General features: G+C 39.6%; 24 protein-coding genes, 4 tRNA genes and 1 riboswitch. Of the genes, 15 read left to right on the top strand and 13 right to left on the bottom strand.

The features are described 5' to 3' along the window. Positions 1–51 precede the first annotated feature (51 nt). Positions 52–1,023 (top strand): endonuclease/exonuclease/phosphatase family protein, encoded by a 972-nt coding sequence (locus C5749_RS02965; protein ID WP_105722860.1) that lies wholly within the window; start codon positions 52–54, stop codon positions 1,021–1,023. Positions 1,024–1,031: 8 nt separating this feature from the next. Here the strand turns inward: C5749_RS02965 and C5749_RS02960 are convergent, their stop codons facing one another. Then, complete coding sequence (locus C5749_RS02960; protein ID WP_105722858.1) at positions 1,032–1,286, bottom strand: hypothetical protein; 255 nt, start codon at positions 1,284–1,286, stop codon at positions 1,032–1,034. Between the two features lie 48 nt (positions 1,287–1,334). After that, positions 1,335–1,580, bottom strand: a complete 246-nt coding sequence (locus tag C5749_RS02955) for a hypothetical protein (RefSeq protein ID WP_105722856.1) — start codon at positions 1,578–1,580, stop codon at positions 1,335–1,337. Between the two features lie 141 nt (positions 1,581–1,721). Between C5749_RS02955 and C5749_RS02950 the strand changes: the two genes are divergently transcribed. The 3 genes from C5749_RS02950 to C5749_RS02940 all read left to right on the top strand — a co-directional run bounded on the left by C5749_RS02950 (position 1,722) and on the right by C5749_RS02940 (position 3,709). Further along, positions 1,722–2,195 carry a ferritin family protein gene (locus tag C5749_RS02950; protein ID WP_105722854.1) on the top strand — a complete coding sequence of 158 codons (474 nt, stop codon included), beginning with the start codon at positions 1,722–1,724 and terminating at the stop codon, positions 2,193–2,195. A gap of 107 nt (positions 2,196–2,302) precedes the next feature. Continuing rightward, positions 2,303–2,680 (top strand): hypothetical protein, encoded by a 378-nt coding sequence (locus tag C5749_RS02945; protein ID WP_105722852.1) that lies wholly within the window; start codon positions 2,303–2,305, stop codon positions 2,678–2,680. 84 nt (positions 2,681–2,764) lie between these two features. Beyond that, a complete protein-coding gene (locus tag C5749_RS02940; protein ID WP_105722850.1) occupies positions 2,765–3,709 on the top strand; it encodes a helix-turn-helix transcriptional regulator in 945 nt (314 codons plus the stop codon). Between the two features lie 100 nt (positions 3,710–3,809). On the opposite strand, the gene C5749_RS02935 is transcribed toward C5749_RS02940, so the two are convergent. Next, positions 3,810–4,283, bottom strand: coding sequence for a DinB family protein (locus C5749_RS02935; protein ID WP_105722848.1), 474 nt, complete (start codon positions 4,281–4,283; stop codon positions 3,810–3,812). 217 nt (positions 4,284–4,500) lie between these two features. Between C5749_RS02935 and C5749_RS19580 the strand changes: the two genes are divergently transcribed. After that, positions 4,501–4,588 (top strand) — tRNA-Ser (locus tag C5749_RS19580). 137 nt (positions 4,589–4,725) lie between these two features. Here C5749_RS19580 and C5749_RS02925 read toward each other — a convergent pair. Next, the gene (locus C5749_RS02925) at positions 4,726–5,094 is read right to left on the bottom strand and encodes a hypothetical protein (protein WP_105722844.1); all 369 of its coding nucleotides are present in this window, start codon (positions 5,092–5,094) and stop codon (positions 4,726–4,728) included. Continuing rightward, positions 5,066–5,743: a hypothetical protein gene (locus C5749_RS02920; protein WP_146113667.1), complete on the bottom strand. Its 678-nt coding sequence runs from the start codon at positions 5,741–5,743 to the stop codon at positions 5,066–5,068. The genes C5749_RS02925 and C5749_RS02920 overlap by 29 nt, the downstream gene beginning before the upstream one ends. A 157-nt stretch (positions 5,744–5,900) precedes the next feature. On the opposite strand from C5749_RS02920, the gene C5749_RS02915 reads away from it, so the two are divergent. Beyond that, a complete protein-coding gene (locus C5749_RS02915) occupies positions 5,901–7,913 on the top strand; it encodes a M13 family metallopeptidase (protein ID WP_245893597.1) in 2,013 nt (670 codons plus the stop codon). 51 nt (positions 7,914–7,964) lie between these two features. Here C5749_RS02915 and C5749_RS02910 read toward each other — a convergent pair whose 3' ends face one another. After that, complete coding sequence (locus C5749_RS02910; RefSeq protein WP_105722840.1) at positions 7,965–9,074, bottom strand: sensor histidine kinase; 1,110 nt, start codon at positions 9,072–9,074, stop codon at positions 7,965–7,967. A 496-nt stretch (positions 9,075–9,570) separates the two neighbouring features. Here C5749_RS02910 and C5749_RS02905 point away from each other — a divergent pair, with 496 nt between their 5' ends. Continuing rightward, the gene (locus tag C5749_RS02905; protein ID WP_105722839.1) at positions 9,571–10,083 is read left to right on the top strand and encodes an RNA polymerase sigma factor; all 513 of its coding nucleotides are present in this window, start codon (positions 9,571–9,573) and stop codon (positions 10,081–10,083) included. 37 nt (positions 10,084–10,120) lie between these two features. Here C5749_RS02905 and C5749_RS02900 read toward each other — a convergent pair whose 3' ends face one another. The 6 genes from C5749_RS02900 to C5749_RS02875 all read right to left on the bottom strand — a co-directional run bounded on the left by C5749_RS02900 (position 10,121) and on the right by C5749_RS02875 (position 17,779). Beyond that, positions 10,121–10,567 carry a DoxX family protein gene (locus tag C5749_RS02900; protein ID WP_105722837.1) on the bottom strand — a complete coding sequence of 149 codons (447 nt, stop codon included), beginning with the start codon at positions 10,565–10,567 and terminating at the stop codon, positions 10,121–10,123. Between the two features lie 160 nt (positions 10,568–10,727). Then, positions 10,728–13,919: an efflux RND transporter permease subunit gene (locus C5749_RS02895; RefSeq protein ID WP_105722835.1), complete on the bottom strand. Its 3,192-nt coding sequence runs from the start codon at positions 13,917–13,919 to the stop codon at positions 10,728–10,730. A gap of 26 nt (positions 13,920–13,945) precedes the next feature. Further along, positions 13,946–15,004, bottom strand: a complete 1,059-nt coding sequence (locus C5749_RS02890; RefSeq protein ID WP_105722833.1) for an efflux RND transporter periplasmic adaptor subunit — start codon at positions 15,002–15,004, stop codon at positions 13,946–13,948. 24 nt (positions 15,005–15,028) lie between these two features. Next, a complete protein-coding gene (locus C5749_RS02885; protein ID WP_105722831.1) occupies positions 15,029–16,348 on the bottom strand; it encodes a TolC family protein in 1,320 nt (439 codons plus the stop codon). Positions 16,349–16,371: 23 nt separating this feature from the next. Next, positions 16,372–16,977, bottom strand: coding sequence for a TetR/AcrR family transcriptional regulator (locus tag C5749_RS02880; protein WP_105722829.1), 606 nt, complete (start codon positions 16,975–16,977; stop codon positions 16,372–16,374). A 139-nt stretch (positions 16,978–17,116) separates the two neighbouring features. Next, a complete protein-coding gene (locus tag C5749_RS02875; RefSeq protein WP_105722827.1) occupies positions 17,117–17,779 on the bottom strand; it encodes an NUDIX hydrolase in 663 nt (220 codons plus the stop codon). 137 nt (positions 17,780–17,916) lie between these two features. Here C5749_RS02875 and pfkA point away from each other — a divergent pair, with 137 nt between their 5' ends. The 3 genes from pfkA (at position 17,917) to gap (ending at position 20,828) form a co-directional block, all read left to right on the top strand. Further along, on the top strand, positions 17,917–18,912 hold the full coding sequence (pfkA, locus tag C5749_RS02870; protein WP_425443432.1) for a 6-phosphofructokinase: 996 nt from the start codon (positions 17,917–17,919) through the stop codon (positions 18,910–18,912). A gap of 63 nt (positions 18,913–18,975) precedes the next feature. Continuing rightward, positions 18,976–19,824 carry a hypothetical protein gene (locus tag C5749_RS02865; RefSeq protein ID WP_105718638.1) on the top strand — a complete coding sequence of 283 codons (849 nt, stop codon included), beginning with the start codon at positions 18,976–18,978 and terminating at the stop codon, positions 19,822–19,824. An 8-nt stretch (positions 19,825–19,832) separates the two neighbouring features. After that, positions 19,833–20,828, top strand: a complete 996-nt coding sequence (gap, locus tag C5749_RS02860) for a type I glyceraldehyde-3-phosphate dehydrogenase (RefSeq protein ID WP_105722825.1) — start codon at positions 19,833–19,835, stop codon at positions 20,826–20,828. Between the two features lie 41 nt (positions 20,829–20,869). On the opposite strand, the gene mnmA is transcribed toward gap, so the two are convergent. Then, positions 20,870–21,961 carry a tRNA 2-thiouridine(34) synthase MnmA gene (mnmA, locus tag C5749_RS02855; protein WP_105722823.1) on the bottom strand — a complete coding sequence of 364 codons (1,092 nt, stop codon included), beginning with the start codon at positions 21,959–21,961 and terminating at the stop codon, positions 20,870–20,872. A 309-nt stretch (positions 21,962–22,270) separates the two neighbouring features. Here mnmA and C5749_RS02850 point away from each other — a divergent pair. From C5749_RS02850 to C5749_RS02830, 5 genes are all read left to right on the top strand, one after another. Next, positions 22,271–22,343, top strand: a tRNA-Phe gene (locus C5749_RS02850). Positions 22,344–22,382: 39 nt separating this feature from the next. Continuing rightward, positions 22,383–22,455 (top strand) — tRNA-Phe (locus C5749_RS02845). Positions 22,456–22,581: 126 nt separating this feature from the next. Beyond that, positions 22,582–22,695, top strand: a riboswitch (SAM riboswitch). 239 nt (positions 22,696–22,934) lie between these two features. After that, entirely contained in the window at positions 22,935–24,242 is a 1,308-nt protein-coding gene (locus tag C5749_RS02840) for an O-acetylhomoserine aminocarboxypropyltransferase/cysteine synthase family protein (RefSeq protein WP_105722821.1), read from the top strand. Positions 24,243–24,307: 65 nt separating this feature from the next. Next, positions 24,308–25,489 carry a homoserine dehydrogenase gene (locus C5749_RS02835; protein ID WP_105722819.1) on the top strand — a complete coding sequence of 394 codons (1,182 nt, stop codon included), beginning with the start codon at positions 24,308–24,310 and terminating at the stop codon, positions 25,487–25,489. A 114-nt stretch (positions 25,490–25,603) separates the two neighbouring features. Then, positions 25,604–25,677: transfer RNA gene (locus C5749_RS02830), tRNA-Pro, on the top strand. Positions 25,678–25,712: the final 35 nt, after the last annotated feature.

The raw sequence follows: 25,712 nt of genomic DNA, 5'->3' as shown, positions 1-25,712 counted from the left end.
TACAAATAAATAACAAACATCACGTAGTTTTGAGATATAAAAACGACATACATGATAATCGATAGGGTCTGGTATAAAAAGAAGCACTGGCAAAAAGTATTATCTGTTTCTTTCGTCCCCATATTTTTTGGTTTTTACCTGTCTAAAATCACACATTTCGGTACTTCTTCTTCAATTTATACAGAAATTCACGCGAGTGGATTAAAAGAGATAGATGAGGGTGAATTATCGCTACTGACGTATAATGTAGCAGGTCTTCCGGATTTCCTTTCTTCCGCAACAAGTTCTCGCGCTCACAGTATAAAAGAAATTTCAGGAAAGATTAACCGTTTTGATATCGTCAATGTCCAAGAAGATTTCCATTATCATCAAATGCTTTATGGAGACGAAAATAGACACTGCTATCGAACGGTGCATAAAATAGCAGTACCATACGGCGATGGTCTCAATACCTTATCCAAATACCCTATACGGGAAACGAAACGCATTCCTTGGCAACACTGTAGTGGCTCTGATTGCCTTGCAGCCAAAGGATTTTCCTTTACTCAAATTGAAATAGCAAGAGGTGTTAGTGTGGATGTATATAATGTCCATGCCACTGCTCACGACAGTGAATCGGCAGCAGCAGCGCGTAAGCAAAATTTGTTGCAATTAGCTGAATATATTAATGCGCATTCGGCTGGAAACGCCATCATTGTAATGGGGGATTTCAATGCCCATTTTAGTGCTGCCTGGGACAACATCGGCTGGTTTACACAAAAAACAGGTTTGAAGGACGTATGGACGACATTAATGAAAAACGGAGAATGTCCAGTTGCCCGTACCAGTTTCATCCCAAAGGAAAAACTAGCCCTTACGGATAGCTGTGAAAGTATTGATAAAATTTTTTTTCGGAATACTGCATATCTTGAGTTTTCTCCTTCGCGATATAAAGTGGAAAAACAATATTTCTCCAATAACGCCGGTATCGCCCTTTCCGATCACTACGCAATTTCGAGTATATTAAAGTGGAGAAAAAAATAACGTTTAATTTAATCTTCTGGAAAAAAGCGCACCTCTTGTTGGGTATGGATGTTTCTAAAACTGACAGAGGCATGTTCCTTTACATTATGTAAGAGTTCATAATTAGGGTCAGCAACAAAGGCTCGCTCGATCTTTTTTAAAACAAGAACCGCTTCTCCATCATCCAAACACGTTTTGTAAAGCTCTTCGAAAAAAACACCTAAGTTTTTGTCCTCCACGCTTTTAATAATTCTGATAGGTCGTCCCGGCAATTTCTCTTCCATATTCTAAGAACCCCTTTAAGCTAAAAAAGTTCTTTGCTCGCCAATCTATTAGTCTACCTTCGTAAATTCCGCAATCAATTCGTGCGTTTTCTCCTGGATATCCTTAGGTAGTTTATGAAATACTTCTTGATTTAGCGTTAATAACCCCTCCTTTTTATACATATCAGGGATGTAAAAGCATTCCTGCAAGGAACTAACTTTTGACGTATTAGATTTAAAATACTCGTGAAATTTTTCCTCTATTCTGTTTACAAGCTTATCAAGCTGATCTTTTGTAATTGTATTGGTCTCCATATTCAATTCACATATTTTTAAAAACAACTGAACTCACAAGATGTTCTATTTATTTGCTATAAAATTGTCATGATAAAAATGATTTTGTTATAAACTGAATTCTCATCGAATTGTTCACCTATAACAACATTTATATGTTTTATGAAGAACAACAAAGATATACACGACGATCAATTGCAAGATTTTATTCAAATCTTGACAGAGCGGATAGAAGTTTATGCGAATGCTATTTCTTCGGTAGATCCCAATAAGGACGTAAACCTCATTGCATTTTTTGAAAAATGTATGCAATTATCACAGCAATTTAAATCGGAGCTGCTAGTGATATTACCAAAAGAAGGTATATCCCCTTCAGAAAGACCGTGGACGGCCGGCGTATTATACCAGAAATGGAAAAATCGGAACCCTTGTATGGAGACCTCAGATCGGGAACAGGCTCTTGAATCGTGTATAAGAATAGAAGAGAGTGTACAAGACATTTATAAGCAGATCCTTCTACCTAAAAACAATTTTTCTGAAAATACGGCAGCTACCCTCCAAAGCCAGGCAGCGCTCCAACGAGAAATATATGAGGTATTAAAAGACTGGAGAAATGGGAATAATAACTTGACTTAAGGCAGAAAGGGGTGTTAATTATTGTTAACAAATCTTTACAGAAGATTACTGGCACCCCTATTGTCACATATGTGTGACACGTAATAATTAATTAAAAGAACAGATATATGAAAACGAGTATTAAAATTTTAAGTTTGTTGTTTATCACTTTTATCGCCTTTACTTCCTGTAGTAAAGATGATGATCCCGCAGACAATGACCTCTTCCTGGGTAAGTACGAAGGACGTATTTCTTTTACCAGTGAAGATGATGACGATGTAGCAGAAAGAAATGGCTCTGTGACAGTAACGAAGGTTGGAGACAACTATACATTCAATTTTTCTGATGGTATTCCATCGATTGGCAACATTGAAATGGAGAAGGGAGATAACAGTATGCTGATCTGGGAAGGCGGAGAAATTGGAACTATTCGAATTACGGCTTCACGTTTGAACATTGCATACGCAAAGGACGGTCGAATATGGACAGCTGATTGTTCAAGGTAAATTAATGCGTAGCACGAGATAGATAGCCGATCAGATGATGATTGGCTATCTCGGTTTTGCCATTTTTATGCTTAATTTTACTGCATGGATATCACCAAGCGTTTTAACCGAATCATTGCCATCTACTTCCAACTTCAGGCAAAACCTATCGTAAGAGCACAGGATCTCGCCGAGCATTTTGAGGTTAGTCAACGGACAATTTATCGCGACATAAAAGCTTTGGAACAAGCAGGTATTCCCATTTACGGTGAAGCAGGTACAGGCTACGGGCTGATTGAGGGCTATCGGCTGCCTCCTACGAAGTTTTCTAAGGAGGAAATTTTAACACTCGCAGCAGCTGAAAAGCTAATGCAGAAATTCGTGGATCCCGATTTGTTCCGACATTTTAGTTCGGCACTTAATAAAATAAAAGCCTATCTTCGTTATAGTGATAAGCTCAATGTCAACTTACTGGAAGAAAACATGTTAATGGGCTCTCTTTCACATCGATTTAACGAAAATGTTCCCTCGGCACTATCGATATTGTTTGAAGGTGTCGCACAATATCGCGTGGTTAATATGGAATATCGAAGTAGCTCGTCCGTCACGCCCGTCCATCGGGAAATCGAGCCCGTCGGTGTTTTTCATCAAGGAAACTACTGGTATTTTATGGCGTATTGCCATGTACGAGCGGACTATCGTCAATTCCGTATCGATCGCATTCAGAAAATTCAATTAACCTCGACCCCCTTTACCAAAAAGCATAAACCATTGGCGTATTACTTGGCAAAAGAAGACTCCGCACCGACCACAACTATCCGTATCTCTGTTCCTTTACAATATGCGCGTTATATGGAATGGGAACGTTCCTACTATGGTTTCTTATCGGAAGAAATAACCGACACCAGCGTAATCATGACCTTCGCGTGTAAAAACATGGAGCACGAGTTTGCCCGATGGTATCTCATGTTTGCTGATGAAGCTAAGATTTTAGAGCCGGAAGAATTGAAAGAACGAGTGAAAGAGTTACTTTCGAACATCCAAGTTTAATTACTTATTTTTTAGAGAATAAGATACCTCTACGCTACCAATGTAACGTAGAGGCATCCATTCAAACTATTTATAGTTGATGTTGAATTCCCAAGATTTGTTAGGGTCTATCCCAAAAGAAAGGCGGCTCTATACCCAACGCTCGAAGATATACAAACCCCTGAGCGCGATGATGAACTTCATTGTCCACAAAATATAGCAGGTTGCTGTATATCGGGAAATTATACTCTCCAAATAAGTTGTGCGTAAGGTGAAAATCCTCTTCCGGAATCTGATTGAACAGTTCGGTAATTTTAGGTGTATCAGCGTCCCATTTTGCTAATAGCTCTTCTTTGGTCGTCAAAGCCAATTGGTGGTCGTAAGACTGATCATTCCTTTCGACGATTCCTCGTAAACCGGGTTCTGCAATAGACAATAACTCCATGATTAAGTCTGAAAATGGTCGCATTCCACCAATTGAAAATTCAAAAAGTTCTTTTTCAGGGAACTTATCAAGTGTACGACGTGTCAGATCGCGATGACCCAACCAATGTCTCAAAAACTCGTCCTTTGTTAAAATTGCTGTAGTTTCCATACTATTAAATGCTTAAATCAATAAATAATATTATTTTAATGTTTATTTCTAGAACAAAGTTATGCCGGGTTGTGACAACTGTATGTCAATAGCAATTTCATCCTTATCATAAATTTCAAAAATGTCAACTTTAAAAAAAGGAGTGGACTACGACTATCTAAATTCTATTAAAAAATTAGTTTTGGGCGAGAAATATTGTATATTTGCAATCGCATTTGGAAAGGTGTCAGAGTGGTCGAATGAGCAGACCTGGAAAGTCTGTATACGGGATGACTGTATCGAGGGTTCGAATCCCTCCCTTTCCGCAGAGCTTCAATCAAAAGGTTGAAGCTTTTTTATTTTCTAAAGCGTTTTTATTTCGCTACCGAAGGAATGAGCGGCCGCGGGGTTCGACTTGAAAAGGGTTCAAAGCTGAGTATGGGGCTTGTGGCGGTCTCTAATTTTACATCAAGTTCCAATTAAAGTAATTCGCGGATGCCTTGAGGGTTTCATTGATATAGCTAAAATGAAAATCGATATAGTCTTGTCTAGAACTTTCAATATCGGAACAACAAAACCTACGATTAATATAAAAGTTTAAACGGAAATATCCTCCCTTGTCATGTTCGCTATACTTAAAAATGGAAACAGCTAAATCATCCACTTCGGGAGCCCCGTCTTTATCCTCCAAATTGTCAAAAACAAATGCTTTAATATGTACGATTTGCTGTGCGGTAAATATATCTAATAAAAGAGCAGGTCGCTCCCAGCATTCATAAAATAAGGATTTATGGATCGGTAGCTCAATGGTTATCGTAGGTTGCGTATGCATATGAGATATTTTTTTCTAAGGTCTTCCAGGTGGGAAAATGTTGGTTTATTAATTCCTTTCGAAAGCCGTCTTTCAAGCCAACATAATCGGCTACTGCATTAAACAGACAATAAGCGATCGTGCCTAATGACAGGTCATATAGCTTTTTATCGAAACAAATACTCTCCTTCCGTCGCTGCACTATATAGGGTTTGTTTTTATTCCTCCTGAACGTAATATGTGGGATAAGCAATTCCAATGTTTCTTCCCATTGCCCCACTTGACGTAACACGAACAATCGTAACAGCTCGTCCTTTATTTTTATCTCTTCAGTAGACGACATCCTGCGTTCCCTAATATAGCAATGAATAATGCCGTCTTCCATATATGCCGGCTTTTTATTAACAAATACCTTAATTGGCCAGTATTTGTCAAACACCTCCAGTCGCTCTATTATATTTAGCGATGTATTTGGCGGCTTTGTTTTTAGAAGATTACGTATGGCCCATATAACCTCAGCATTACGCATGCTTACCGGTACTTGTATTACCTTTTTTTGTTCGTTCCATTGTAGTACTTCTACCTCGCCTTTTGCACTGACAACAACGTTAATTTCTTGAGCATCCACCACCCATATCATGAGAGCAATATACGGAAAAATCCAATTCATAGCATAGAATCGTTACTTTTTATGTTCTTAAGATTTCTTATGTTTGCGTACAAAACTAAATAACAAAATACGAAACTTACTCACACTGATGAAATTCGGATAGATTTAAATCCTCTCCACTTTTCGAAAGGAGAAGTTTCTAGATAAAAAACAACTTATGATCAAAACATTTTTCGGATTGGCCACCGTTGTGGCCATGACAGCTGGATGTAGCGGTACACAGAAACAACACCAGGCGATTAATTTGTCGCACATGGATACAACTGTACGTCCGCAGGATGATTTCTACCATTATGTCAATGGTAACTGGATGAAAACAGCAGAAATCCCCGCTGATAAGGCACGCTGGGGTTCTTTTGACGAACTTCGGGAAAACACAGATGAGGCGGTATTGAAGATTTTGAAAGAATCACTTAACGAAACCTTTGAAAAAGGCACCGATGGGCAAAAGATTGGAGATCTCTATAAATCTTACATAGATATAGAAAATCGGAATCAATTAGGCGTCGGACCAATCAGACCCTATCTTGAAAAAATTGATGCAATCGAGAACATGGACGATCTCTACGATTACCTTGTGGAAGTGGGGCCGGAAGGTGGGAATCCATTCTTCGGTGGCTATGTATATGCGCACATGAAAAACAGCGATGTTAACGCCGTTTATCTGGGAGGCGGGAACTTAGGTCTTGGTCGCTCGTATTATCAAAAAGTGGACGAAAAAAATACGGAAACCTTGGCGCAATATACAACGTTTGCATCTACGCTCTATAACAAAATAGATCAACGCACCAAAGATCTTAAAGGACCAAAGATTGTCGCTTTTGAAAAGGAGATCGCTTCTTATCTCAAAACCATTGAGGAGTCGCGCGATGCACAAAAGAGGTACAATCCGGTCGCAGTAGCAGATTTGAGCCAGATGGTAAAGAATATTGACATCGCGAAATATCTTGCAGACCTTGGTTTTAAAGCGGACACGGTCATCATTAGCGAAATTGGATATTACAAGAATTTAGACAAAATTGTTGCACAGGAAAAGCTATCGCAAATCAAAGAATATCTTAAGTTCAATATCATGAACAACGCGACCGGCTACCTGTCTAGCGAACTCGACGAACTAGCATTCGAGTTTTACGGACGCCAATTAAAAGGTCAAAAAGAGCAACGCAATATGGAGAAGCGTGGGTTAGATTTTGTAAATGGATCTGCGGGTGAATTATTAGGTAAAATATATGTAAAAGAAAATTTCCCGCCAGAAGCAAAAGCGGCTTGTGAAGAGCTGGTACGATACCTGATTCAGTCTTTTGAATTACATATCAACGACTTAGATTGGATGTCTTCCGTAACCAAGGAGAAAGCGCTGGAAAAATTGGCAAAATTTAACGTTAAAATCGGTTATCCGGACAAATGGAAAGACTATTCGAAACTAGAGGTGGGCACCTCACTCTTTGAGAATGTTCATGCACTTAACCGTTGGGCTTTTGAGGATAATCTTGCGAAACAAGGTAAGCCCGTGGATAAAACAGAATGGGGTATGACACCACAAACGGTGAATGCATATTACAGCCCATTGTTCAACGAGATTGTTTTCCCTGCTGCTATTCTCCAGCCACCATTCTACGATTATCGTGCTGACGCCGCGGTAAACTTCGGCGGTATCGGTGCCGTTATTGGCCATGAATTGTCGCACGGATTCGATGACTCTGGTTCGCAATATGATGGTGATGGAAATTTAAATAACTGGTGGACACCGGAAGACAAAGAAAAATTTGATGAGGCAGCAGATGCACTTGTAGCACAATTTGAAGCATACGAACCCGTGCCAGGTGTTTTTGTCAACGGGCGCTTTACATTGGGTGAGAACATTGGTGACCTCGGTGGGGCGTCGATCGCTTTCGACGCTCTAAAAATGTATCTGAAGGATAAGGGCGCCCCTAGCTCGATCGATGGCTTCACGCCAGAACAGCGATTCTTTTTATCTTGGGCTACTATTTGGCGAACAAAAACGACTGATGAATTCGTCGTAAATCAGGTAAAAACCGACCCACACTCCCCGGCACAGTATCGCGCGTTTGCTCCAATTGTGAATCTAGATGCTTTCCACGAAGCATTCGGCACAAAAGAGGGCGATAAAATGCATAAACTAAAAGAGAAGCGTATCAAGATCTGGTAATTTGATAATACCCCCCATCTTACGATGAGGGGTTTTAAATTATCAAGCAATTCATAAGAGCTCCCGACATTCAGCAAACTCCGGAAAAGATAATTCGACAGTGGTTCCCTTATCCACCGAGCTTATAAGTGTAATTTTGCCTTTAAGACGAATCATGATTTTCTTTACTACGCATAACCCGATGCCTGTTCCTGGAAAACCTTCGGTATTTGATGCACGGTGGAACTGCTGGAAAACAGATTCTAATTCTTCTTTAGGGATTCCGATACCATTATCTTGAATTGTATACACGATATATCCCTGCTTCTTTATGCTATTAATCGCTACAACAGGCTTTTTATGCTTGGACGAGTACTTGACGGCATTACCAATTATATTGAAGAATATCTGATATAAAATACTTTCATCACCATATAAACGTTCTAATCGCCCAATTTTAAAAGCACAATTGGTACTGTTGTACAATGTCTGGCTGTCAAGACATATTTTCTGGATAGTCTTCTCTAACGAAACACATTCGTTATCGTATTTTGACATACGAGCTTGATTCAATTGTGTTTTATGACCTATGATATGTTCAATGCTGGTCAGCGCGTCTAAGATAATGGAAGTCCATTTAAATTTCTCCTCTTTGGAAAGTGCATCTTTCGTTTGAACGTATTGTGCACTCATTTTGGCTATAGATAGCGGATTTTTCAAGTCGTGCGATAAAGTTCGGGTTAATATCTCCAATTCGTTATTGAAAGCAAGGATAGCATCTTGTTCTTCTACTTTTTCCAATGCATGTCTACGAGATGATACATCGGTTGCTGTATGAATGATGGCATACGTTTTACCTTCGTCATCTACAACAGCTTGGTAAATAAAATCAAAATACTTCGATTCGGTAATTCCATTAATCGTGACATCTGCCGGATACGCTTTTGCTTCGTAAGTCTGTCCTGTCGCCCATACATTTTTCAATATTTCCGTAAATCCCTGCTCTGTAAATTCCGGAAAAACTTCCCCGAAATGGCCTCCGATTATCTCTCCACCTCGTCCCCAGATTTCAAACATAGCATTATTGACGAATGCAATGCGGATATCAGGAGTATCATATATAGCAGTTGCACCTCTAGATTGCTGCAAGGTTTGTAAAATAAAATTTTCGAATCGATTCATGTGCACGGATAAGTAGGCAGTATCGCCCACAATATAACAAATGTTCAGAACAATTTGTTTTTATCGCAAATGAAAATAATTAGACATCTTAAACTGCCAGAGTACTAAAATAGATACACAACACTATAGATTAAAGTACGTCTGAACTGAATAAAAACAATACGTGCAACCAAATAAAAGACAACTTATTACGTTAAATACGTATTTATCAATACAGTTTATACTTCTGTATTGTGTCTTAGGATTTTTATACTTATAAAACGGTAAAACACCTGTTTTTGATTTTCTAGGAAAATGTCCGTTTTAAAAGAAAATGTGTTAAGATGAACTTTTCTCCATGATTTGGCCCTCTATATAAAACCGTTTCCCTATACGTATTTTTATCGTATTCACTAATCACAGCCTATAGTTCGGCTCTTTCCTAGTTTGTTTGCATTGTTTTTGTTTCCTATTTCAAACACAAGCGAAAATGTAAACTAGATAAAACATCAAAACTATGGAAAGCAAAAAATTAAATCTAGCGCTATTAGAAAATCAAAGTATTCTAAAAAATATAGCGTTCAAGTTTACTAAAGACCCAGAGGAAATTAACGAACTTGTTCAAGAAACTTTGGTGAGGTCCATTAAATACCTTGACAATTTCTTTAATAACCCGAAGCTAGTTTCCTGGTTATACGTTATTATGAAAAACGTATATATTAATCACTACAGACGCAACCAGCGACATACAGAATACGAACACTTCCGAAGTGCCGGATATAGAGACGAGGGCTGCTCAGAACCGTTTACAACCAATACGGTCGAAGGAAAATTCATCATGAAGGACATACGGGACGCGTTAAAAAAGCTACCGCCAGATCATTATGATCTCTTTGTACAGTATATGGAAGGATATAAATATCGTGAACTTTCCGATCATTTTGGTCTACCAGAAGGCACTGTTAAAACCCGTATCCACCATACGCGAAAATTTCTACAAAAGCAATTATCGATCTATAGAAGGGCATAAAATGAGCGGAGACGTAGCTATGGGCTACGTCTTCGCCTTAAATAGACCGTTTATATCCCGGTTTATCCATTATATGGTCTAGAGAATACTTTCCGGAACCTACAACTAGAAATACTAACAATAGGATCAGAGTCACCAAGGAAATCCAAAATTCGGAATTCAGAAAATTAAAACCGTTTGTAATATTTACAAAAAACACCGCCCCGATAAGTATTGGTATCTGGAAAATAACAGCAAGTCGTGTTTGGAAACCGAAAACAATAAACAGTCCACCAACAAGGTGAGCAAATACCACATAATGAACTGCCGACCAGATAGAGAGTTGGAAGTTCGTTTGTCGAATAAGATCAGCGACAGCATCACGATCATTTACGAAACTTATTCCTTTAGCAAGGATAATAAGCCCAACAACGATTCTTAATATGTCCAACCAACGCGGATGATGCGAATCGCCCCAGCGACTAATTTTCTGTACAACATTCATATAGCCTCCTTTTTTTGAATCTACAATTTAATAGCCATTGTATAATTTTAAGGCACGGTTTATAAGCTATAAAAATTTACACAAAAATCGTGCTAACAAAAAAAGAGGTCAACGCTAAAGTAACGTTGACCTCTTTCTATTTGATTTTTAATTTCAAAAACTAATATTTGACTTCCATCTCATCTACATAGTCTTCATTCTCTACATAATCTGCAGTCATCAATTCTGTATAATCTACCTTTTCCTTTTTGCTAAATCTTCTACTTATACTATCGAAAATCGAATATACTACAGGTACGACGACCAAGGTCAAGAAAAGTGAGGATAGCAGTCCACCAATAATCACGATGGCGAGCCCTCTGTTCATATCTGCACCATCACCTGTCGCCAATGCAATTGGAGTCATACCCACTACCATCGCAATCGTGGTCATTAAGATCGGTCGAAAACGCGCTTGGTTGGCGGCGATCAGTGCATCGTACGTACTAGCACCCGCATCTTTCCGGTGATTCGCGAAATCTACCAATAGAATAGCATTCTTCGCTACCAAACCGATCAACATAATGATACCTAAAATTGTAAAGATATTCAACGTTTGGTTTGCGATTGCTAAAGCCAATAACGCACCGATAAAAGACAATGGAATAGAGAACAAAACTACAAAGGGTGTCATAAAGCTATCGTAAAGAGCTACCATAACGAGGTATACCAAAAGGATAGCCGCTATTAACGCAACACCTAAAGTACCAAAGCCTTCTTCTTGGTTCTCCATATTACCGCCCCACATGTAAGATACGCCTGGTTTCAATTTTACCGTTCCGTTGTCAACCTGACGCTGAATTTCTGTTTCCCATTCTGTTGCCACTGTACCGACTGGGCGGCCTACCACCTGTGCTTGTACCGATACTGATGGCGACTTATCCCGACGTTCCAATAGACTTGGGCCGGAAGCAAATGAAACATCCGCGAATTGCTCTAATTTAATTGTCTGGCCCTGTTCATTCACGAACTTCAAATTTCTTACGTCGTTAATATCCCCACGTCCAAACTCATCGAAACGGATATTGATGTCATACTCTGTATCACCTGCGCGATATTTAGTATCGGTATTTCCCGAGAAAGCCGTCTGCATCGTCATACCCACGGTAGCGACATTTAATCCCAATCGGTTCATCTTGTCCCTATCTACCTGTACGCTAATTTCCGGATTACCATCTTCTGATGTCAATTCGATTTCTGAAGCGCCAGGAACTTTGCGAAGAATATTCGCGAAGGTACGTGCAGTCTCTAACGCGTCTTCCGGAGAAGCACCAATGACGGTCATCATTAATGGAGCCTGTTCTGCTCCCATAATACCCATATTAACGGTTTTCAGTTTTGCACCTACCAATACGTTTTCCATCTCACGTTTTAATTTCGCGGAATAAACCTTGGTAGATTCTGTTTTATTATACCCGTTTTCTAAGATAATATGAATCTCCGCCTTATATTTTGTGCCACCAACATTCATCATACCGTCAGAGGCTTGCCCGACGGTTGTAATCATCCGTTCAATTTCTGGTTTATGAGCCAAATAATTTTCAGCTTTCTGAACCAAGAAATTCGTTTGTTCTATGGAAGCATCTTTATTAAGTTCCATTTGCAGATAGAACTCTCCTTTATCATTTCCTGGAAAAAAGTCTGACCCAATATAGCCCATACCGACAAGTGCAAATGAAGCAAAAAGTAAACCGATGGAAACAAGTAATACAATCATCTTATTCAACCGGCGTTTCAGCGACCATTTCAATATACCCGAAATCCAATTCGTTAGTCCAGTCAAGCCTCGCTCAAAACCGTGGAGTATCCCACCAAAAAACGATTTCTTATTAATATGAGATAATTTCCCCATACGGGAATATAACCACGGCACAATGGTAAACGATACAAGAAGCGACAGCAAGGTCGACACCATAACCGTTACGCAAAATTGACGCAAAATATCGGAGACCAAACCAGAAGACATGGCTATAGGCAAGAATACGACTACAATAACCAGCGTAATTGCTGATACCGTAAACCCAATTTCTTTGGCGCCATCATATGCCGCCCGAACCTTATTTTTACCCATCTCCATATGGCGGTGAATATTTTCTATGACTACAATAGCGTCGTCGACCAAGATTCCGACCACTAGTGAAAGGCCCAGTAGTGACATCAGGTTCAGCGTATACCCTAGCATATTCAGAAAGATAAATGTAGCTATCAAGGACAAGGGAATGGCCACTACAGCGATAAATGCGTCACGTAAACTGTGTAGGAAGAATAGCATAATAAATGCTACCAACGCAATCGCAATCATCAAATCATGAATAACGTTATTTGCAGCGGTCAATGTGTAATCGGTCGTATCATTCGCGATTACAATATCCACTCCCTCTGATTGATAATCCGCTTTAACCACGTCGATCTCCGCTTTCACCAATTCGGAAACAGCCACGGCATTCGCATCCGACTGTTTAAACACTTGCATCAAGATTGTGTTTTGGCGGTCAATACGTGAAATCTTTTCGATATCCTTAATACCGTCTTGCACATCCGCGATATCTCGCAAACGAATAGCTGCACCGCTAGGGGTAGTGATTGGCAAGTCGCGTAGCTCGTCGATACTGGTAAATTTGCCTGCCAAACGTAAAGTGGTCTGATTGTCCCTCGTTCTCACGTTCCCTGTTGGAAAATCGAGATTAGCCGAAGCAATCGCCTGTTGTACCTGCGAAACGGAAAGGCCATAACCTTCCAATTTGTTTGGATCTATACTAACTTGGATTTCTCGCTCTTCCCCCCCAATCATATCCACTTTCGCTACTCCGTTGATACGGGCAAAAACGGGTTGTATTTTTTGATCCAGTAAATCATATAGATCCTTTTCAGACAAATTCGACGTCACTGATAAATTGATGATAGGCACATCATCCAAAGAGAACTTGGACAAAGCAGGTGTTTCCACATCATCGGGGAATTCATTGATGACAGCATTTATTTTACGCTGTGCGTCAGTGAGCAGAAAGTTAACATCTGCTCCCGTATTGAGTTGAATCATGACGACAGAGACAGACTCCATAGATTTCGACTCTATCTTTTTGACGTTCTCCAATGAAGCCACCGCGTCCTCTACGACCTTCGTTACAGAAGTTTCCACCTCGGAAGGGGCTGCTCCCGGATATATGGTCTGCACAGTGATGACATTAACCTCAAATTTCGGTACGAGTTCGTACCCCATTTGACTATAAGAGAATATTCCGCCAAGCGTAAGTATAATAAATAATACTATAATTATACTTGGCCTTTTTATTGATATTTCAGAAATTTTCATTGAAATAAATTTTTCTACGCTACTTCCTATTTAATAATTTCTACTGGCGTTCCGTCCAGAAGATTAATTTGGCCAGAAGTCACGACTACCGTACCTTTTTCCAAACCAGAAACAACTTCAACGTAATCGCCAAAGCTTCTTCCCGAAACCACATTTTTTAAGACGGCCTTTCCATCTTCGATGGCGAAAATTTGATTGGAGCTCACACTACCTACAAAAGCATTACGTGGTACCACCAAGGCATTGACTGCTTGTTCGCTGCCGAAATATGCAGTACCGTACATACCAGCTTTCAAATCGTTATTTGCATTGTTTTTAATTTCTAACTCAACAGGAAAATTCAAACTGCCATCGGCTTTAGGCGCTACAAAAGTTACGGTCCCTGTAAATGTTTGATTTGGCAATACAGGTGATTCTACTTTAACGTTTTGTCCTAACTTCGCCTGGCCAATATTTTTTTCATCTACGTTTATTTTCAACTTTAACGTAGAGACATTGACCACCTCAAATAATTCCTGCCCAGGATTTACATAAGAACCCGGTTCAATATTTCTCTTGTTAACGACACCTGCGAAGGACGCCGTGATATTTACATCCGAAGCCGAAAGCTGTGCCGTTTTTAAGTTATTCTTCGCATTTTCCAATTGAAGTTTCACTTGATCGAGTTGTTGCTTTGTAACTCCTCCAGTGGAAAATGCGCTTTCAAAACGAGCAACTTCTGCTTCCGCATTGTTATATGTTGCCTGCGCATTTGTCACGTCAACATTTAGCTTATCGCCATCAATAATAGCCAACGTCTGCCCTGCCCTTACATATGCTCCCTCCTCTACTAGTACGCGTGTTACTTTTCCTGAAGCTTCGGCCGATAGCATCACCTCTTGTTTAGGGGCAAATACACCGTTAGTTATATATTGCGCGGTCACATCTCTAAAATCTACTGTATCGGCACGAACGGTGACCGCTGCGTTCTGAATAGCCACCGTAGCCGTATCTGCTTCGTTCTTGGCTTTGTTCTGATTCAAAATAAACACGATCCCTGCTAAAATTGCAGCAATGATGATTACCGTTAAAATTACCCGTTTCATATTGTTATGTATAAAATAAATTGATTATTCGTTGATTAATGTTTTTAAATTTCCGTTTGCTTTGATAAGCTGTATTTCTGCTAATTTGTAGTCGAGCAACGAAGTATTCAGATTCGTTTCTGCATCTGCAAGCGCCTTCTCCGCGTCCAGCAAATCGGTTAAGGTTGCCAAACCGTTGTTATAGTTGTTTTGTGTATCGCTTAAAACTTCTTTTGCGAGCGAAACATTTCTATGGTTTGCATCTACTGTTAATAAACTGTTCCTAATTTGTGTTTTAGCATTTTCATTCGCCAGCGAAATACCCAACTTCGTATCTTCTAATGCTGTCCGTGCTTTTCGGATATCGATATCTGCTTGATTAATCCGAGCTCGTGCTGCTCCTCCGGTAAAAATCGGTATCGACAAATTCAAACCTATGCTAGAAGTTTTTGGCCACATAAAATCTCCTCCAATTGGAAAACCTTGACCAAAACCACTGAATCCGAAGTCCGTGCCCAATGATAAAGTAGGATATAAACTCGCTTTCTCCGCTTTTTTGCTCAATTCGTATAATTCTATTTGTTTCTCACTCAAAAGAACTTCCGATCTATTTTCTATATCGTTGGTTTGCAAAGAAATAGCCGGATTAACTTCGAATGTTTCTTCCGGAAGTTCAATACCTACCTCCATTGGCATACCGATTGCAAATTTTAAAGCGTTTTCTTTTAACTGCAAAGCGCTTTGCATCTGTTGCTTTTGTGATTCCAAATTGTTTACAGCGACTGACAAACGATCTAAATCGATCTTCTTGGCTAGACCAGCAGCTACCATACCGTTAATAATCTTCTGCGTTTTGCTCGTATTATCTAAATTGTTCTGGATAGTTTGCAATTGCAATTGCGTTTGGAAAATATCATAATAAGCATTTGACACATTTTCAATAAGTTGTTCGTCTGTCAATTGTGCATTGAGTTGATAAAACTCCCTGGTTGTCCTTGCTGCTTTCAATCCAGTGAAAAGTGATTGGTTAAACAATTGCTGGTTCAACGAAACAACAGCAGTGGAATTCCACGGTTGTCCCATTTTTGCGGTAATCGTTTCTCCACCAAATTCAAGAGCCATTTCCGGAATAATTATATTATATTTTAATGTCCCAGACGCATTGACCTGAGGTAAAGCTCCCGCACGTACCTCGTCAATCTGGTATTGTGCATTTTCAACGTCCAACTTAGCTGTTTTAGCCTCCGCTTTATGTTGTAGCGCGTATTTAATCGCTTCTTGTAGCGTAAGTGTCTCCTGCGCTTGAATACGATCTACCTGAAGCAGCAATCCCAACGCTAAAACACCTAAATATTTAAATCCCATTTTTGAAAACATGATCTGTAAAACTAATTTTCCACTTTTATTTTATTGTTAAATATAAATTTTGTTGCCTTCTTTTGACTTTCCAGTATGACATCTACATTTCGTGCGTCTGGCATGCCGGAAATCATATCAGACACACTACGGATAAGACTTAACCCCTCCATGATCTCGGTATACGATGTGGCAGATTCTTCTATAGAATTTATTTCGATTTCACCGTGCTTTGCTGCTCGCTCCAATAAATCCGCTACTATTTTAATATTTTTTTGATGGAACTGTTCCAAAAGCGTACCTATCCCCTGGCCTTTTATCCATTCCAAATTTTCATTTATATGAAGAACATAGTAATCTTTCAAAAAATCAGCTTTGACCTCTAATAACTTACATAGAACATCTAATATGCTGCCATCATACTGCTTAAGAATCAGGTATTGTTGTGTAAGGATCTCGTCTGATATATAAGCTAATACTTCTTTTATCAATGCATTTTTATCAGAATAATAGTAATACAAATTGGCTTTTGTGATATTCAAATCCATTGCAATCTCGCTCATCGCGGTTTTATTGAAACCGTAATGAGAGAATCTTTTAAGAGCGGCTTGAATAATCTGTTCCCTTTTACTATCCATTCTTGAATTTATACTTTTTGACTTTTTTCTAAAAACGTTCAAAAGTATAAAAACAAAATGAGACCGCAATAAGAAATTTATCAACAAATTGTAATCTCACTGTAAATTAACCAGCGGCGGTCGCGACAAGTACCTAATCTTACATTGCGCTTATTTGTTTCTGAAACTTCCGTTTATCGAATCGATATAATCTCGCTGCGCGATATGAAACACCCTTCTGTACCTCGGACAATTCCTTGAGGAATCCGGCATTAGCTATTTTTTTTCGGAAGTTTCGTTTATCGAGCGTCTTGCCTAAGATAGCTTCGTATACCTGTTGTAACTGCGTTAATGTAAATTTTTCCGGCAAAAGTTCGTAAACTGCAGTTGAGTAGTTGATAGTATGTTTCAATTTCTGCAAACTTTGTTGAATGATTTGAGCATGATCAAAAGCTAAGTCGGGCAACTGATCTATGGCGAACCACTTTGCTTGTCGCATATAGGAAGTCACGGGTCTAATCTTAGATTTTACGTCCTCATACTTTACAATAGTCGAAAACGCAACAGTCAGTATTCGACCTTCCGGATGTCTTTTCACACCAGCAAACGCTCCAAGTTGTTCCATAAAGATGTCTTTTAGCCCCGTATGTTCGTACAATATACGTTTTACGGCATCTTCCATTTCTTCATCCTTCTCCGCAAAGAAGCCAGGCAAAGCCCACCAATCTTTGTAAGGATACACGTTTCTTTCGGTTAATAATAACTGAAGTTTGCCTTCGTTAAAACTAAATATTACACAGTCTATGGTGAAATGAGTTTGCAAAACAATGTGATTTTTTAAATCTGTAAGTGGATTCTTTTAAGTATGCTAATATTTATCCAATATTATCACAATAATCCAGAAAAAACAAAAAAAATTTAATAGTGTAAAAAATACACACTATATTCGTAGAACCTAAAATGAGCAATCGAGTGGAAAAAATAACAAGAGTCGGCGTATTTACATCAGGGGGTGATTCCCCCGGAATGAACGCTGCTATCCGTGCTGTTGTGAGAACAGCATTATATAAAGACAAAAAAGTTACGGGGATTTATCACGGCTATCAAGGCATGATCGATAACACCATGTTTGATATGGACAGTCAATCGGTTAGTTCTATTATACAAATGGGCGGGACTGTACTAAAAACAGCCCGTTGCATGGAATTCAAAACAACGGAAGGACGAGCAAAAGCGTATGAGCATGTTCGCACAGCGGGGATTGATGCATTAGTGGCTATTGGCGGCGACGGGACATTCACAGGCGCGGAAATATTTTCACGCGAGTTTAACATTCCAGTGATGTGTATCCCTGGAACCATCGACAATGATCTGAATGGAACCGATCTCACAATTGGCTATGACACGGCAAATAACACAGTTATCGAAGCGATCGATAAAATTCGTGACACGGCAGCTTCCCACAATCGTTTGTTTTTTATCGAGGTCATGGGACGTGATTCTGGATGTATAGCACTCAACGCCGGCGTTGCGGGTGGTGCGGAAGCTATCCTTCTTCCCGAAAGGGAAACCGCGATTGATGAGCTTATCGATATGCTAGAACAGGCGGCTGACAGAAAGAAGTCGTCTATGATTGTGATTGTCGCAGAAGGCGATAAAAATGGTGGAGCGAATAACGTTGCGAGATGTGTCCAAGAAAAAGTTGGTTATTATGATACAAAAGTTAGTATATTAGGCCATCTACAACGAGGCGGCGCCCCTAGTAGTGCTGATAGAGTATTAGCAACTCGTATGGGCTACGCAGCGGTCAACGAGCTTTTAAAAGGTAATACAAGGGCAACCGTCGGCGTTCGTGGCTCAGAAATCGTTACTACTCCTTTAGAAGAAGCACTTAGTAAAAAAGAGCTAAAGCTAAATGAGGACCTTGTTGAAATTGCAAAAATAATGGCTTTATAAGGATTCATTTTTTTATTTTTGACTTTTTAAGCGAGCTTTGAAGTTCATCTTAGATATATTATAATGATTGTAGTTGTTTTTAGCGGGTCAAGATATGCGGATTGGCGGATTGCGGATAAAAAGCGTGTACTTCACGGTTTTCGCACACCGGGTATCAACTCCTATATACAAGACGAACGCTATATCACCCAGCTATTGAACAAAAGCAACCACTTGATAAACAATGCTGAAAAGATTCGCAAAATTTTCTTTTTTGGCGCAGGCGTATCTTCACCCGAACGACAGCAAAAGATAGAACAGACATTTGCGCAATTTTTTAAAAATGCCAAGGTGAAAGCGGGCCATGATATGGAGGCTTCTGCAAAATCAACTTTCGGAGACGAAAAAGGCATTGTGGGCATTATTGGTAGCGGCTCTAATGCAGCTTATTATAATGGCAGAAAAGTGTTACCCAATAATTACGGCATGGGCTACATCTTAGCCGACGAGGGTTCAACTAATTGGTTAGGCCGGCAATTGTTGAAAGACTTTTTAACAGAAACAATGCCAGGTAGTATCCGCGAGAAATTACTATATAAATATAATATAGATAGACGTTCTATACTGGAACGTGTGTATTATAATCCTAACCCGAACTTGTTTTTGACGAGCTTTGCTGATTTTATACATGAATATCGAGATGAGCCATATTTCACGCAACATATAAAGAGAGGGCTGGAAATATATATCAGAACATATTTGATTCCCTTATCGGAAAGTTATCCAGATAGCCAGTTTAATTTTACGGGATCAGTAGCTAATAATTATGCCAATTGGTTACGTGAATTGGGGGCAGAACACGGGTTACATATTGGTTCTATCATTAAAGAACCTGTTCAAAACTTAATAAAGTATTACATTAATAAAAACTGATAGAGAAAATGAAAATTGGAATTAACGGATTCGGTCGTATTGGCCGTTTAGCTTTTAGAGCTGCTATCAACCGCAGTGATATCGAAGTTGTAGGTATTAACGATTTAGTAGAACCTGATTATTTAGCATACATGCTAAAATACGATTCTACACACGGAAAATTTGATGGTACTGTAGAAGTTAAAGACGGACATTTAGTAGTCAATGGAAAAACAATCCGTGTAACAGCGGAAAAAGATCCCGCTAACTTAAAGTGGGACGAAGTAGGTGCCGAAGTGATTATTGAATCAACAGGTTTCTTCTTAACACAGGAAACCGCGCAGAAACATATTGACGCGGGAGCAAAAAAAGTCGTGATGTCTGCGCCTGCCAAAGATGATACACCAACATTCGTTATGGGGGTAAACCATAAAGAATTGAAAGCAGAGTATACTATCGTTTCAAACGCTTCTTGCACAACCAACTGTTTGGCTCCTATCGCAAAAGTATTGAACGATAACTTCGGTATTCTTGAAGGCTTAATGACAACAGTACACGCTGTAACTGCAACACAAAAAACAGTCGACGGCCCTTCGGTAAAAGATTGGAGAGGTGGTCGTGGCGCCTACCAAAACATAATCCCATCATCGACAGGTGCAGCAAAAGCCGTGGGATTGGTACTTCCTGAATTGAAAGGAAAATTGACAGGAATGTCTATGCGCGTTCCGACAGCGGATGTATCTGTAGTCGATTTGACTGTTCGTTTGGAAAAAGGAGCTTCTTATGAAGAAATCAAAAAAGTGATGAAAGACGCCTCTGAAGGCGAGTTAAAAGGTATTTTGGGATACACCGAAGATGATGTAGTTTCTTCCGATTTCATCGGTGATGCGCGTACATCTATATTCGATGCGAAGGCAGGTATCTCATTGAATGACAACTTCGTAAAAGTCGTATCTTGGTATGATAACGAATGGGGTTATTCGAACAAAATTATCGATTTAGCCCAAGAAGTCGGTAAATTATAACCGCTTAAAATAAAGAAAGGCTTGCGCATGCAAGCCTTTCTTTATTTCATTAAAAAACCACCTCCCAAAAGATCACTGCCTTCATAGAAAACGGCAGATTGACCGGGTGCGATCCCCTTAACACGGTGGGCAAAATCCACTTGCATGGTGTTTCCTTGCTGCGTTATCGTCGATGCTGCACCGGCATCTTTATATCTGATTTTCGTTATGGATTCCATTGGTTGCTCTATAGAAGCATATTTGATCAAGTTGATATCGCGCACAAAAGCTTGCGATTTTTCCAGCTCACGTTCCTCACCTAGAACTACCGTATTACTTTCCGGTAATATCTCAATTACGAACATCGGTTTACCTAACGCGATACCTAATCCTTTACGCTGGCCAATGGTAAAATAGGGATAGCCTATATGCTGTCCAACTACCGTGCCGTCGGACAATACAAAATTCCCTGGTCCAATTTCATCGTCGAGCATAGGTCGTTTATGACGCAAAAAAGCCCTATAATCGTTATCTGGCACAAAGCAAATCTCATAGCTTTCGGATTTTTTAGCTAGTTCCTCCTGCCCCATCTCCAATGCCATTTGCCGGATCTCATGTTTGGTAAAATTACCTAATGGGAACTGCGTACGAGCTAGGTTTTCTTGCGATACCCCCCATAGCACATACGACTGGTCTTTATTTTCATCACGCCCTTTTGATATCACGTAACGTCCATTATCGTGCATACGGATATTTGCATAATGTCCAGTTGCTATAAACTCACAGTCTAGCTTATCTGCTCGCTTCATCAACGCCGACCATTTGATATGGGTATTGCAAAGCACACAAGGATTAGGTGTACGCCCAGCGACGTATTCATCAACAAAATTATCGATGACGAAATCGCCAAACTCATCCCGTATATCCAATATATAATGTGGAAAACCATACCCCACAGCCAATGCCCTAGCATCGTTAATACTGTCCAAGCTACAGCAACCTGTCTCCTTAGATGACCCTCCGGCCGAGGCATAATCCCACGTTTTCATGGTAATGCCGATAACCTCATAACCCTGCTCATGTAACATAATGGCCGCTACGGAACTATCTACTCCACCACTCATTGCGACCAATACCCTGCCTTTTTTACTCATAACAATTTTGTGAAGTGCAAAGATAGCTTATTTGGCACAGAGCAGTGTTTATTTGATGTAATTTTATCTTCATCCAGAAATGTCCATAATAATGAAATGTGAAGGCTAATAAGTATCACGAATGTCATTATACATTAAAGGACATAGTTAAATAATCCAGACATTCTGTACGACTATTGGACGTTAATTTTATTTACATATGAATCAACAAGTTGAAAAATACTTTAAAAATAATGCAGACAAAAGTTTTAGATTTCAAAAAAAGAACATAGATTTGCAACGCAATCGAAGGAAAAACCGATTGTGGAAGGTGCCATAGCTCAGTTGGTAGAGCAAAGGACTGAAAATCCTTGTGTCGCTGGTTCGAATCCAGCTGGCACCACAAAATCTGAAAGTAACAGATTACAAACAAAAACTTAAAGGTGCCATAGCTCAGTTGGTAGAGCAAAGGACTGAAAATCCTTGTGTCGCTGGTTCGAATCCAGCTGGCACCACAAAAGCCTTTCCAAATCGGAAAGGCTTTTTTTATTTTTATTTTTACTTTTTGTCGTTAATTGCTATATTTGTGCTATACTCTTATTGAAGTATACTAATCAACGCCTCGCATCGTGTTAGGTCTTGGTTTATAAAGAAGTGGCGAGAGACTGGCTCAATGACCCACTGGCAACCAGCAAGAGAAATTGAAAAGGTGCCAAATCCTGTCCAAAACAATATCGTTTTGGAATATATAAATAATAAGACAATGGAAACATTTAAACTAAGCACTTCTGAGAATACACTATTTCGCTCGGTAACATCTGATTGCTGTTGTACGTGTATGTCTATGCGAATGCGTTAGTCGTTCCGGTAATGTTACCTCTGGAAACATTCCTTCCCTATTCCCACATTGCCCTTTCTATGAACGACCAGCTTCCGTAAAGACTGGAATACATATTTAATTCACTATATTTATTACATTAAAATATTATAAATTATGTCAACAAGTAAAAGCCTAAAATTCGAAACATTACAAGTCCACGCAGGACAGGAAGCCGATCCAACCACGGGATCTAGAGCATTGCCCATTTATCAAACAACATCGTTCGTATTTGATAATGCAGAACATGGCGCTAACCTTTTTGCATTAAAGCAATTCGGTAATATCTATACCCGCATCATGAACCCCACTACAGATGCTTTTGAAAAACGCATTGCAGCATTGGAGGGTGGTGTGGCAGCAGTGGCGGTGGCTTCGGGACAGGCCGCTCAATTTATAGCTTTGACCAATATCATCGAAAGTGGCGAAAATTTCGTTGCTGGAGCAAATTTATATGGTGGCACATATAATCAGTTTAAAGTATCGTTTAAACGGTTAGGTATTGAGGCACGTCTTGCGGCGGAAAGTGACGCAGATAACATGGAAAAGCTAATTGATGAGAAAACAAAAGCGCTGTATGTTGAAACGATCGGAAACCCCAGTTACAACATTCCAGACTTCGAAAAAATAGCAGCTTTGGCTCGAAAATACGACTTACCATTGGTTGTAGACAATACGTTTGGGGCAGGAGGATATCTATTTAAACCCCTAGAATACGGAGCCAATGTTGTCGTGGAATCGGCCACCAAATGGATTGGCGGCCATGGAACTAGTATCGGGGGTGTTATCATCGATGGCGGAAACTATAATTGGGGAAATGGTAAATTCAAGCAATTCTCGGAACCTGCGGAGGGTTATCATGGATTAGTGTTTGCTGACGTTTTTGGTCCAGAAGGACCTTTTGGCAATATCCAATTCGCTATTCGTGCGCGTGTAGAAGGTCTACGTGATTTCGGACCAGCCCTCTCTCCATTCAATTCATTTTTGTTAGTACAAGGATTGGAAACGCTTTCTTTACGCGTACAGCGCCATATCGACAATGCCCTAGAAATTGCGCAGTGGCTGGAAGCACACCCCCAAGTGGAGAAAGTCAGCTATCCTGGTCTAAAAAGTCACCCTTATCACCAAAACGCACAGCGATATTTGAAGAATGGTTACGGCTCGGTACTGTCGTTTACGCTTAAAGGCGGTGCAGAAAAAGCAAATGAATTTATCGATTCATTGAACCTGATTAGTCACCTTGCCAATGTCGGTGATGCCAAAACCTTGATCATACACCCTGCTGCGACTACACACCAACAGCTTCCCGAAGAAGCACAAAGAAGTGCTGGCGTATTCCCCGGACAATTACGCATTTCCGTAGGTATCGAGCATGTTGATGATATTAAAGACGATTTGCAACGAGCATTTGATAAGATCAAATAGTTAATGGTTAAGGATGGGATAATACATAATATAGGAAAAAAACAAATAACATTTAAATAACTACAATGACTGAAAGATTAATCATAGGCATGTTTGGGTTTGGTGTGGTTGGACAGGGGTTATATGATATTATAAAAACAAAAAAATTAAATTTAGAAATCAAAAAATTCGTTATTAAAAATGCGAATAAGGAGAGAACATTGCCAGCAGAGCTATTTACGACAAATGCGGAGGCTATTTTGGGAGATGACGAGATTAATACCGTCGTTGAACTTATCGATGATGCCGAGGCAGCTTTTGAGATCACTAGGCGAGCGTTGAAATCCGGAAAAAACGTGGTTTCGGCCAATAAGAAAATGATTGCCAATCACTTAGAAGAACTGACACTTATTCAACAAGAATACGGAACGTCCTTATTATACGAAGGTGCAGTATGCGGGAGTATCCCAATTATACGTAACTTAGAAGAATACTACGATAATGAATTACTCCACTCGGTAAGCGGTATCTTCAATGGTTCTTCCAATTATATCCTATCAAAGGTTTTCAATGAAAATCAAAGTTACAATTTAGCCTTGAAACAAGCGCAGGAGCTAGGCTTTGCGGAAACCGATCCCACATTAGACGTTGGCGGATTCGATCCGAAGTACAAGCTAACTATTATTGCGTCCCACGCTTACGGAATTTATGTCGACCCCAATGATATCCTTAACATAGGAATTGATCAATTAGACAATCAAGACATCCGCTTTGCTAAAGAAAAGGGATTCAAGATTAAACTCTTGCCTTTCGCAAAAGAGATTAACAACAATCAAGTAGTTTTGTACGTATTACCAAGATTAATTACCTCCGACAATATCCTGTTCAATGTAGAAAATGAATACAATGGAGTCTTAGTGAAAGCAGCTTTTGCAGATGAACAGTTTTTCTATGGAAAAGGCGCTGGCGGGCATCCTACCGGCTCAGCAGTTCTTTCGGATATTGCTGCATTACGTTATGGCTACCGTTATGAATATAAAAAGCATTTAGATGCATCGCAAGTCCTATACAGTACGGATTATCAATTAAAGGTCTATTTTCGGTATGCAGAAGAAGAAACTTTGGATCTGGTAAAATTTGGCGCCATAGTAGAACGCTTTTATGGGCAGGATTTCAAATATGTCATCGGTGAAATTAATCTACAGGAAATTATTGCAAAAAGAGACATTATCAACCAGCCAGGAAACTTTATTGCGGAAATTCCTTAAAAAGGACTTTCTGCAATAAATTCTATTTATTGACATGAATAATTTATTTTACATGCAGATGCAATTCATATTGCATATAAAAATAAATTTATTTAGGTTTGCCCCTGAAGTACGCGGGATGTAGCGTAGCCCGGTATCGCGCCAGCATGGGGTGCTGGAGGTCGTCGGTTCGAATCCGGCCATCCCGACAGATGATAAAGCTTTCCTTATTGACGGAAGGCTT

It is taken from the genome of Sphingobacterium gobiense (assembly GCF_002980575.1).
GTDB lineage: Bacteria > Bacteroidota > Bacteroidia > Sphingobacteriales > Sphingobacteriaceae > Sphingobacterium > Sphingobacterium gobiense.
The sequence above is the reverse complement of the archived record's forward strand: the minus strand, read 5'-3'. Positions and strand labels throughout refer to the sequence as shown.

What these genes read in the sequence shown, in the direction of transcription:
- C5749_RS02905 (WP_105722839.1), top strand. Translation starts at nt 9,571, where the DNA reads ATGGAAAGCAAAAAATTAAATCTAGCGCTATTAGAAAATCAAAGTATT.
- C5749_RS02840 (WP_105722821.1), top strand. Translation starts at nt 22,935, where the DNA reads ATGTCAACAAGTAAAAGCCTAAAATTCGAAACATTACAAGTCCACGCA.
- C5749_RS02865 (WP_105718638.1), top strand. Translation starts at nt 18,976, where the DNA reads ATGATTGTAGTTGTTTTTAGCGGGTCAAGATATGCGGATTGGCGGATT.
- C5749_RS02915 (WP_245893597.1), top strand. Translation starts at nt 5,901, where the DNA reads ATGATCAAAACATTTTTCGGATTGGCCACCGTTGTGGCCATGACAGCT.
- C5749_RS02945 (WP_105722852.1), top strand. Translation starts at nt 2,303, where the DNA reads ATGAAAACGAGTATTAAAATTTTAAGTTTGTTGTTTATCACTTTTATC.
- C5749_RS02890 (WP_105722833.1), bottom strand. Translation starts at nt 15,004, where the DNA reads ATGAAACGGGTAATTTTAACGGTAATCATCATTGCTGCAATTTTAGCA.
- C5749_RS02910 (WP_105722840.1), bottom strand. Translation starts at nt 9,074, where the DNA reads ATGAATCGATTCGAAAATTTTATTTTACAAACCTTGCAGCAATCTAGA.
- mnmA (WP_105722823.1), bottom strand. Translation starts at nt 21,961, where the DNA reads ATGAGTAAAAAAGGCAGGGTATTGGTCGCAATGAGTGGTGGAGTAGAT.
- C5749_RS02880 (WP_105722829.1), bottom strand. Translation starts at nt 16,977, where the DNA reads ATGGATAGTAAAAGGGAACAGATTATTCAAGCCGCTCTTAAAAGATTC.
- C5749_RS02955 (WP_105722856.1), bottom strand. Translation starts at nt 1,580, where the DNA reads ATGGAGACCAATACAATTACAAAAGATCAGCTTGATAAGCTTGTAAAC.
- C5749_RS02920 (WP_146113667.1), bottom strand. Translation starts at nt 5,743, where the DNA reads ATGAATTGGATTTTTCCGTATATTGCTCTCATGATATGGGTGGTGGAT.
- gap (WP_105722825.1), top strand. Translation starts at nt 19,833, where the DNA reads ATGAAAATTGGAATTAACGGATTCGGTCGTATTGGCCGTTTAGCTTTT.
- C5749_RS02935 (WP_105722848.1), bottom strand. Translation starts at nt 4,283, where the DNA reads ATGGAAACTACAGCAATTTTAACAAAGGACGAGTTTTTGAGACATTGG.
- C5749_RS02960 (WP_105722858.1), bottom strand. Translation starts at nt 1,286, where the DNA reads ATGGAAGAGAAATTGCCGGGACGACCTATCAGAATTATTAAAAGCGTG.
- C5749_RS02965 (WP_105722860.1), top strand. Translation starts at nt 52, where the DNA reads ATGATAATCGATAGGGTCTGGTATAAAAAGAAGCACTGGCAAAAAGTA.
- C5749_RS02835 (WP_105722819.1), top strand. Translation starts at nt 24,308, where the DNA reads ATGACTGAAAGATTAATCATAGGCATGTTTGGGTTTGGTGTGGTTGGA.
- C5749_RS02950 (WP_105722854.1), top strand. Translation starts at nt 1,722, where the DNA reads ATGAAGAACAACAAAGATATACACGACGATCAATTGCAAGATTTTATT.
- C5749_RS02885 (WP_105722831.1), bottom strand. Translation starts at nt 16,348, where the DNA reads ATGGGATTTAAATATTTAGGTGTTTTAGCGTTGGGATTGCTGCTTCAG.
- C5749_RS02925 (WP_105722844.1), bottom strand. Translation starts at nt 5,094, where the DNA reads ATGCATACGCAACCTACGATAACCATTGAGCTACCGATCCATAAATCC.
- pfkA (WP_425443432.1), top strand. Translation starts at nt 17,917, where the DNA reads ATGAGCAATCGAGTGGAAAAAATAACAAGAGTCGGCGTATTTACATCA.
- C5749_RS02900 (WP_105722837.1), bottom strand. Translation starts at nt 10,567, where the DNA reads ATGAATGTTGTACAGAAAATTAGTCGCTGGGGCGATTCGCATCATCCG.
- C5749_RS02895 (WP_105722835.1), bottom strand. Translation starts at nt 13,919, where the DNA reads ATGAAAATTTCTGAAATATCAATAAAAAGGCCAAGTATAATTATAGTA.
- C5749_RS02940 (WP_105722850.1), top strand. Translation starts at nt 2,765, where the DNA reads ATGGATATCACCAAGCGTTTTAACCGAATCATTGCCATCTACTTCCAA.